Annotated in this window: 8 protein-coding genes; 3 read left to right on the top strand and 5 right to left on the bottom strand. The window is 61.1% G+C overall.

Features of this window, described 5'->3' with window-relative positions; all coding sequences use genetic code 11:
• Together JNK74_20945 and JNK74_20940 are read left to right on the top strand one after the other, a co-directional pair.
• A partial coding sequence (locus JNK74_20945) for a hypothetical protein (protein MBL7648651.1) occupies positions 1-390 on the top strand: 390 nt, incomplete at its 5' end.
• Between the two features lie 141 nt (positions 391-531).
• Entirely contained in the window at positions 532-1,674 is a 1,143-nt protein-coding gene (locus JNK74_20940) for an exo-alpha-sialidase (protein MBL7648650.1), read from the top strand.
• 6 nt (positions 1,675-1,680) lie between these two features.
• Here the strand turns inward: JNK74_20940 and trpB are convergent, their stop codons facing one another.
• The 5 genes from trpB to sixA all read right to left on the bottom strand — a co-directional run bounded on the left by trpB (position 1,681) and on the right by sixA (position 6,229).
• Positions 1,681-2,859, bottom strand: a complete 1,179-nt coding sequence (gene trpB, locus JNK74_20935) for a tryptophan synthase subunit beta (GenBank protein ID MBL7648649.1) — start codon at positions 2,857-2,859, stop codon at positions 1,681-1,683.
• A 383-nt stretch (positions 2,860-3,242) separates the two neighbouring features.
• Positions 3,243-4,016: a guanylyltransferase gene (locus JNK74_20930; GenBank protein ID MBL7648648.1), complete on the bottom strand. Its 774-nt coding sequence runs from the start codon at positions 4,014-4,016 to the stop codon at positions 3,243-3,245.
• Positions 4,006-4,455: an ATP-binding protein gene (locus JNK74_20925; GenBank protein MBL7648647.1), complete on the bottom strand. Its 450-nt coding sequence runs from the start codon at positions 4,453-4,455 to the stop codon at positions 4,006-4,008. Before JNK74_20925 ends, JNK74_20930 begins: the two co-directional genes overlap by 11 nt.
• A 137-nt stretch (positions 4,456-4,592) precedes the next feature.
• Positions 4,593-5,738, bottom strand: coding sequence for an acyl-CoA dehydrogenase family protein (locus JNK74_20920; protein MBL7648646.1), 1,146 nt, complete (start codon positions 5,736-5,738; stop codon positions 4,593-4,595).
• Entirely contained in the window at positions 5,735-6,229 is a 495-nt protein-coding gene (gene sixA / locus JNK74_20915; protein ID MBL7648645.1) for a phosphohistidine phosphatase SixA, read from the bottom strand. The genes JNK74_20920 and sixA overlap by 4 nt, the downstream gene beginning before the upstream one ends.
• 104 nt (positions 6,230-6,333) lie before the next feature.
• Between sixA and JNK74_20910 the strand changes: the two genes are divergently transcribed.
• Positions 6,334-8,001: an FAD-dependent oxidoreductase gene (locus tag JNK74_20910; protein ID MBL7648644.1), complete on the top strand. Its 1,668-nt coding sequence runs from the start codon at positions 6,334-6,336 to the stop codon at positions 7,999-8,001.
• The last annotated feature ends 283 nt before the right edge of the window (positions 8,002-8,284 follow it).

Here is an 8,284-nt window from a genome sequence, read left to right as displayed (position 1 = left end):
GAAGGCGAGGGCGAGGGCGAGGGCGAGGGCGAGGGCGAGGGCGAGGGCGAGGGCGAGGGTGAAGGTGAAGGTGAAGGCGAGGGCGAGGGCGAGGGTGAAGGTGAAGGCGAAGGCGAAGGCGAAGGCGAAGGCGAAGGCGAAGGCGAAGGTGAGGGTGAGGGTGAGGGTGAGGGTGAAGGTGAAGGCGAAGGCGAAGGCGAAGGTGAAGGCGAAGGCGAAGGCGAAGGTGAAGGTGAAGGTGAAGGTGAAGGTGAAGGCCAGGCGGGTTGTCCGCCTTCCAATAAAGTGGTAGGTTCATGGATTCGAGAGTACCTCGGCGATCTGGTTCTGTTCGGTGCGGCCTTGACTGGCCTGCTCGGCTTCTCCTCCATTCGCAGACGTTTTCTATGAAAACCTTCACCTCGTTTGAGTTCGTCGTTGCGCCGTGCCGGATAGTTCCGGCGCTCAACGTAAACGATAGCGGGAGTGGAACAACTCGTTTTATTCGGACGTAACAACGCATCGCCCTTTGAATCCAGGATGGTCAGCCGCATGAAAAGAATCCAGACCTTTGCAGCAGTCGTCACCGCGCTCGTGTCGGCTGTTGCCCCGGGGCAGCAGCCCGCGGACCCCGCCCACCACGTCGTCGCCGCCGAGCCGGACAAGTTCAATGGTTGGCCCGCAAACAACGGTGTCTGGCAGTGGGGGAATGAGATCCTGGTGGGTTTTACTCAGGGCGACTTTTCCACCATGGACAGTCACAACATAAAGGGGGTCCAGGAGAGCCACTTCGCCCGCAGCACGGACGGTGGCGAGACTTGGACCACCTACGACCCGGAGAGTTTCCTCGACGGCCCCGACATCGACTGGCAACCGAAAGGCAAGAAGGTGCTTAAGAAGGCCCTCGACTTTAGCCACGAGGGATTTGCCCTCCGTGTCTTTGCCACCGGGTATCACGGCAACGACGACCCCGAGGGGGGCTTTTACTATTCTCTCGATCGTGGCGCCACCTGGGAGGGACCTTGGTATCTCGGTGATCTTCACCGCCAGCCCGAGTTTCGTGGTCGCGAACTCACGCCGCGAACAGACTACATCGTCCTCGGTCCGCGCGAAGCCATTTTCTTCATCACGGCCAATGGCCCCGCCGATTCCCCCGGCAGTCAGGTCGCCTGCGTACGCACGAGAGATGGTGGAAAGTCCTTCCACTTCGTCGCCTGGGTCACCCGGCAGACGGATGAGTTCCGGGCCATCATGCCCAGCACCGTTCACCTTGCGGAGGACACCTGGCTCTGCACCTATCGCAAGATTTACATCGACAAGACCGTCCTCGAAAGTACTATCGAGGCCAGCCTCTCGGTAGACGGCGGCAAGACCTGGCGTTACCGCAGCACCATCAAGAAAATTGCAGAAAGCTCCAACCCGCCGGCCACGGTGAAGCTTGCCGATGGAAGTCTCTGCACCATCTACGGCGACCGCGACACACAGAAAATGTGCGGCAAATACAGTACGGACAATGGCAAGACCTGGGGCGAGGAGTTTATCCTGCGCGACACCTACAAGAGCACCGACGGCTGGGCCGACATGGGCTATCCGCGCCTCGTCCAGCGCCCCGATGGCAAGCTCGTCGCCCTCTACTACTGGGCCTCCGAAGAGCACCCCCAGCAGCATATCGCCGCCACAATATGGACGCCGTAATCGGGGCTACAAACCCAGGTGATCCGCCACGAAATCCGCGTCCTTGTCGCCACGTCCGGAAAGATTGATCAGGATCGATTTTTCCCGGGGCAGCGTAGCGGCCAGTTGCATCGCATAGGCCACCGCATGGGCACTCTCCAGAGCGGGGATGATCCCCTCCAGACGCGACAGCGTCATGAAGGCGTCCAGACAGGCCGCATCGTCCACCGCCACATATTCCGCCCGTCCAATATCCTTGAGGTGACAGTGCTGCGGACCCGTGCCCGGATAATCGAGACCCGACGCAATGGAATACACCGGCAGCGGCTCGCCCGCTTCGTCCTGCAGGTTGTAGCAGCGGAAACCATGAAGCACCCCCTTGCTCCCCTTCGTCAGCGTCGCCGCATGATCGGGCGTCTCCAGGCCACGCCCCGCCGGCTCCACGCCGATCATCGCGACCGAAGCGTCATCGAGAAACGCCGTGAACAGCCCGATGGCGTTCGAGCCGCCGCCCACGCACGCCATCACATAATCCGGCAGGCAATGCTCACGCGACAGAAACTGCGTGCGCGCTTCCCGGCCCACGATGCTCTGAAAATCCCGCACCATCTTCGGGAAGGGGTGGGGGCCCACCACAGAGCCAATCGCATAAAAGAAGTGCTCCGGATCCTTCAAATACTCGTCAAAAGCGCTGTCCACCGCATCCTTCAGCGTCCGCGTGCCCCGCGTCACCGGCACCAGCGTACAGCCCAGGATCTTCATCTTCGTGACGTTCGGGTGCTCCTTCGCAATGTCGATCTCGCCCATGTGAATCTCACACGGAATCCCCACCAGCGCGCACGCCGTCGCCAGCGCCACCCCATGCTGCCCCGCGCCCGTCTCCGCCAGCACCTTCGTCTTGCCCATGTGCTTCGCCAGCAGGGCCTCGCCCAGACAGTGGTTAATCTTGTGTGCGCCCGTGTGGTTCAGATCCTCCCGCTTCAGAAAGATCCGCGCCCCCCCGATCTTGTCCGTCAAGCGCCGCGCAAAATAAAGCGGACTCGGTCGACCCACATAATCCGCATACAGATCCGCGAGCTCCTCCTGAAATGCCACCGTTGCCGTCACCGCGTCATACGCGTCATTGATCTCATCCATGACCCGCTTCAATTCCGGCGGAACAAACTGCCCCCCGTATTCCCCGAAAAACCCCTCTTTATCCGGCATTTCCTGTGCGTGCATGGTCATGGCGTGCTCTCCCACGTGGTTGGCGATAGTATCGGCGGACACGGTTCACCCGTTCGCCGATGGAGATAGCCCTGGCCGCAAGCACGCGAAGCGTACCCATGCAGTCCCCCGAAAGGACTACCGGATCTACGATAAACCTCCCGCGTCGAGAATTCAAGAATCAGATGGGGTTTGGCGCAAGATCAAGCAATATCGACGCGAGAATCTGGCACAGTCGTCCCGGCTGTGATTGGGTGACTTCCCTCTCACCCAAACGCCTTAATCCCCGTAATCGCGGCCCCAATTGTCAGCGCATGGATGTGCTCCGTCCCCTCATAGGTCAACACGGTCTCCAGATCTGCGGTTTGCCGACTTGAGTTCCATCATATTTCGACAGCGCCTTCCAATAGCGTCATCAGGTAGTCGCTGTAAGCTGAGTTTTCAGGAAGTTCGAGGTTCCTTACTAGGCGCCAACGACTGGCGTCCACGCTTTCCCCGGTTCTAGGGTCTTGTGATGTTTTGGTATACGCTTCCCAACGCAAACCTGAGCCCCGCCGTTGCCATCCAGGCAACGCGTCAAAATCGAAGCTTTTCAATTCACGAAACAACGACCGCTTTTCAGGCTCGCGCAGGCCCTTGAGTCGCTTATCCGCCGCAGTCGCGATGAGACCACGTTCGCGTAACCCCCAGTAGCAATGCGCTTGAAGGGAATTGCGGTGTGCATCCTCGGCGCGCCATCGGAAATAGTCGATTACGCTTTGTTTCGAAGGCAACTGGCTGACCCGGCAGTCAAAAACGGCGTGGTCTTGCAGCAGAGAAGAGAAGCGGGCGCTGGCCTCGCCTGACAAGATACTAATGATTTTGCGCACTTTCCGTCCGAAGCATTCGTCATCTGGATGAAAAAGTAATGATATCTCGTCACTCTGCGTGTAGCCGTAAAGGACACGCCCACCGCAATTCATCAGAAACTCGGTCGTCAATAGCATGTAGTCGCGGAATCGGGCGTCGAAAGGGTGTTCAAAGTCATGCAGTTCCTTCGTCAATCGACTGAAGTTTCGGCCGTCCAGTCGTGCTACCATATGCACACCGGGCGGAACAAACTGATCGTAGTCCGTTTCAAACACTCGAATCTTGGCATCAAGTTCACTAAACTTCATCGTTCCACCCCGAAATGCGGTAGTCTTTCTGCTTGTCCCATTCAACGTAGTAGAGTTGATCGAAGCCTTCAGTTAGCGAAGGTAGCTCGAGTGCCGCGAGGGTGCCCCGAAGACCCTTATCCGGAATTCGCTCCCCAGTTGCTCGCGCGGCGTTGCGCTCCAACATGTCCTCGATCCTCGATTGGAAGTAGTATCCGATCACCGTAAAGCTGTGTTCGCGGGCCGGGATGATGTATCGCGAGCGATCTGTGCGACGAGGGTTCGTATTGTCGACGACAAAGGGTTGCCGTGTCTCCAAACAGATCTCGAAAAAGCGCTGTTCCCGGTGGCGAGTTCTTAGAACGTCCAAGCTTATATGTACATGGGTGCGCGCGAAATGGCTTCGAAACATGGTTGATTTCCCGGTGGCCTGCGCCCCAATGAAAATGATGCACTGCATCGCCCACATCCTTGTTTGACTCTTCTAAAGCGAGCTTTTGACAATCGTCTTACTTCGGCCAGTAACGTCGTAGGTATTCAAGCTAATTGCACGGCACGAACGTCCGTAACCAGCTCTTATGCATACCGAACCCCCCCTCACCCAAAGGCCTTAGTCCCCGTAATCGCCGCCCCAATCGTCAGCGCATGAATATGCTCCGTGCCTTCATAGGTCAACACCGTCTCCAGATCCACCATCCGCCGCCCGATGTGGTACTCATCGTGGATGCCATTCGCGCCGAGGAGTTCCCGGCACGTGCGGGCGATCTCGAGGGCCTTGCGACAGTTGTTCATCTTCGCCAGCGAGATTTGCGCGGGGTCGAGGGTGTTGGCCGTCTTTAGTTCGCCCAGTTGCTTCGCAATGAGCAGCATCCCCGCGAGTTCGGCACACATCCAGGCGAGTTTGTACTGGATGAGCTGGTGACTGGCGAGGGGCTGGCCGCTGAACTGGATGCGCGTCTTGACGTAGTCGAGGGTTTCCTCCAGGCAGGCCTGGGCCGCGCCGCAGACGCCCCACGCGATGGAGTAGCGCGCCCGGGCCAGGCACTTGAGTGCCGCGCCGAGGCTGTTCGCACCGGGAAGCATGGCGCTCTCGGGCACTTCCACGTTGTCGAGGTGGAGTTGCGCCGTCTCGCTGCTGCGAAAGCTCCACTTGCCCTTCATGAGCGAGGCGTTGAAGCCGGGGCGGTCCGTTTCCACGAGAAAGCCACAGACTTGCCCCTCGCGCTTGGCCCAGATTACGGCCACGTCCGCGCGGACGCCACTCGTGATCCAGCATTTTGCGCCGTTGAGGCGGTAGCCGCCGGGGCAGCGTTCCGCGCGGGTCTGCATCGCCGCCGGATTGCTGCCGTAGTCCGGCTCCGTAAGGCCGAAGCAGCCCCAGGCCTCCAGCTGGCCCAGCGGGCCGAGCCAGCGCTCCTTCTGCTCCAGCGATCCGAACTGCTGGATCGCGCCAATGACCAGCGATCCCTGTACGCTCAAAATACTCCGCAGCGCCGAACTGCCCCGCTCCAGCTCGCGGCTGATGAGCCCATAGGTGATCGGGTCGATGCTGTCATCGGCCACGGCCTCCAGAATCCCAAGGCCCCGCAGCGGCGCCACCAGTTCCTCGGGAAAGGTCTCGCTCTGGTGATGCGCGCCGATACACGGCAGCACCCGCTCATCCACGAAGCGGCGGACCTGCTCCGCCGCAAGGCGCTGCTCGGCGCTCCAGCCCTGATCGATCTGGAGGATATCGGTGATCATCCGTCGATCTTCTTCGGCAGCCAGAGGTCCAGCAGCATGCCCGGCGTGCCGCCGTTGATCGTAGCCCATTCGTTGATCGGCAATGTCACGCAGGCCACGGCGGCCGTGGGCAGCTCCACCTGCCGCCGGGTCAGCTTCGTGGCCCATTCGGAGACGCCCGGATTGTGACCCACCACCAGCACCACCCGGACCTCATCGGGCAGGTGGCGCAGCGAAGCCAGGTACACCAGCGGATCGGCCAGATACAGCGCGTCGATGACTTCCACCCGGTCCGACCGGTCCATCGCCGATGCCACAATCTCCGCCGTACGCCGCGCCCGCCGCGCGCTCGATGTCAGTATTGCATCCGCCGCGAAGCCCTTCTTCGTGAGATAGGTCCCCATCCGGGGCGCATCGCGGAGCCCCCGGTCGTTCAGGGGACGTTCATGGTCCGGCTGACCTCCTTCCTCCCACGAGGACTTGGCATGGCGCATGATCAGCAGTGTTTTCATTCAGAACTCCGATAGTTGATTTCAGGTTGCCGTAGCGTATCATATAACGCGGGGGTCCATCATCGAAGTGACGCGTCCCGACGCGCCCGGTAAGGAGTACACACATGAACCAGCCCACAAAAATTCTCATCATCGGCGGCGTTGCCGGCGGAGCCAGTGCGGCCACCCGCGCGCGCCGCTGCAATGAATCGGCGGAGATCACCCTCCTCGAAAAAGACGGCTACGTTTCCTTTGCCAATTGCGGACTGCCCTATTATCTCGGCGGCGACATCAAAGACCGGGAGAAACTCCTCGTCGCCAAACCGTCCCTCTTCGAGCAGCGCTTCCGTGTGAACGTAAAGTTGCGCCACGAAGTCACGCGGATCATTCCCCTGGAAAAGCGGGTGGAAGGCACAAACCACGCCACCGGCGAGCGCTTCACCCTGTCCTACGACAAGCTCATCCTCGCGCCCGGCGCCGCCCCCATCGTGCCGGACATCCCCGGCGCGCGCGCTTCCAACGTCTTTGCCCTGCGCAATGTGGAAGATACCGATGCCATCAAGGCCTTCCTCGAACAGCGCGCCCCGAAGCGGGCTGTCGTGGTGGGGGCCGGTTTCATCGGCCTCGAAATGGTGGAGCAGTTTCACCAGCTTGGCATGGAGGTCTCCGTGGTGGAGCTCGCGCCACAGGTGCTCGCACCCCTCGACCCCGAAATGGCCGCCATCGTGGAGGAGGAACTGCGCAAGCACGACGTAGGCGTGCACACCGGCGCAGGACTCAAAGGCTTTGAAACCGAAGGCGATTCGGTCAGCGCGGTGGTCCTGGACAACGGTGTCGTGCTTCCGGCCGATGTCGTGATCCTGGGCATGGGTGTGCGTCCGTCCACGGAACTCGCCAAGGTCGCTGGACTCGCCATCGGCCCCATGGGCGGTATTGTCATCAACGACCTCGCTCAGACCAGCAACCCCGACATCTACGCGGCGGGCGATGCCGTGGAGTATCCTCATACCTTTGCGGGCACCGCCATGCGCATTCCCCTGGCGGGACCAGCCAACCGCGCCGGGCGCATCGCGGGAGAGCACGCCGCCACGGGCCACGCGCGACCCATGGGCGCCGTTCTCGGTTCCGCCATCGTGCGCGTTTTCGATTGCGTTGCAGCCTCCACGGGCCTCAGCGAAAAGCTCGCCGCGCGCCTCCAGCGCGATGCCCTCGCCGTCACCGTCTCCGCCGGAAACCACGCCGGCTACTATCCCGGCGCCCAGCGCATGCTCCTCAAGCTGATTTTCGATCCCGCCAGCGGCAAAGTTCTGGGCGCACAGGCCGTGGGGGGCGATGGGGTAGACAAGCGCATCGACGTGATCGCCACCGCCATGCAGTTTGGAGCTACCGTCTTCGACCTGGCCTCGGTCGACCTATGCTACGCCCCGCCCTTCGGCAGCGCGAAAGACCCCATCCACATGGCCGCCTTCGTCGCCGCAAATCACCTCGACGCCGCCACGTCCATTGCCTCGCCGAAAGTGGAACTTGAGGGGCTCCAGATCGTGGACGTCCGCACCGCCGCCGAGTTCGCCCAGATGCGACTGCCCGGCGCCATCCACATCCCCGTGGAGGAACTGCGCGACCGACTCGCCAGCCTCGATCCCGCCCAACCCACCGCCGTCATCTGCCAGTCCGGACTCCGCGCCCACGTCGGCGCGCGCATCCTGAAACAGCACGGCTTCAACAACGTCGCCAATATCACCGGCGGCATGATCATGCAGCAATACACCAGACCGGATCGCGTGGAGCACTGAGCAAGCCCCAAACAGCCCCAGGAAAGCGCGGGGGGCGTTGTCGCAATCCACCAGCGCCTCCCGCCCAAGAATAGATCGCAACGCCCCACCGGACTTCAATGAGTACCCCCTGAGTCCTTCAGGTCCTTCAGGTCCTTCAGGTCCTTCAGGTCCTTCAGGTCCCTCAAGTCCCTTCAGTCCCTTCAGTCCCTTCAGGTCCCTTCAGCTTCAGTCCCTCAAGTCCCTTCAGTCCCTTAAGTCCCTTAAGTCCCTTAAGTCCCTTAAGTCCCTTAAGTCCCTTAAG

Source organism: Candidatus Hydrogenedentota bacterium, assembly GCA_016791475.1.
Lineage (GTDB): Bacteria > Hydrogenedentota > Hydrogenedentia > Hydrogenedentales > JAEUWI01 > JAEUWI01.
This window is presented reverse-complemented; position numbering and strand designations above follow the sequence as displayed.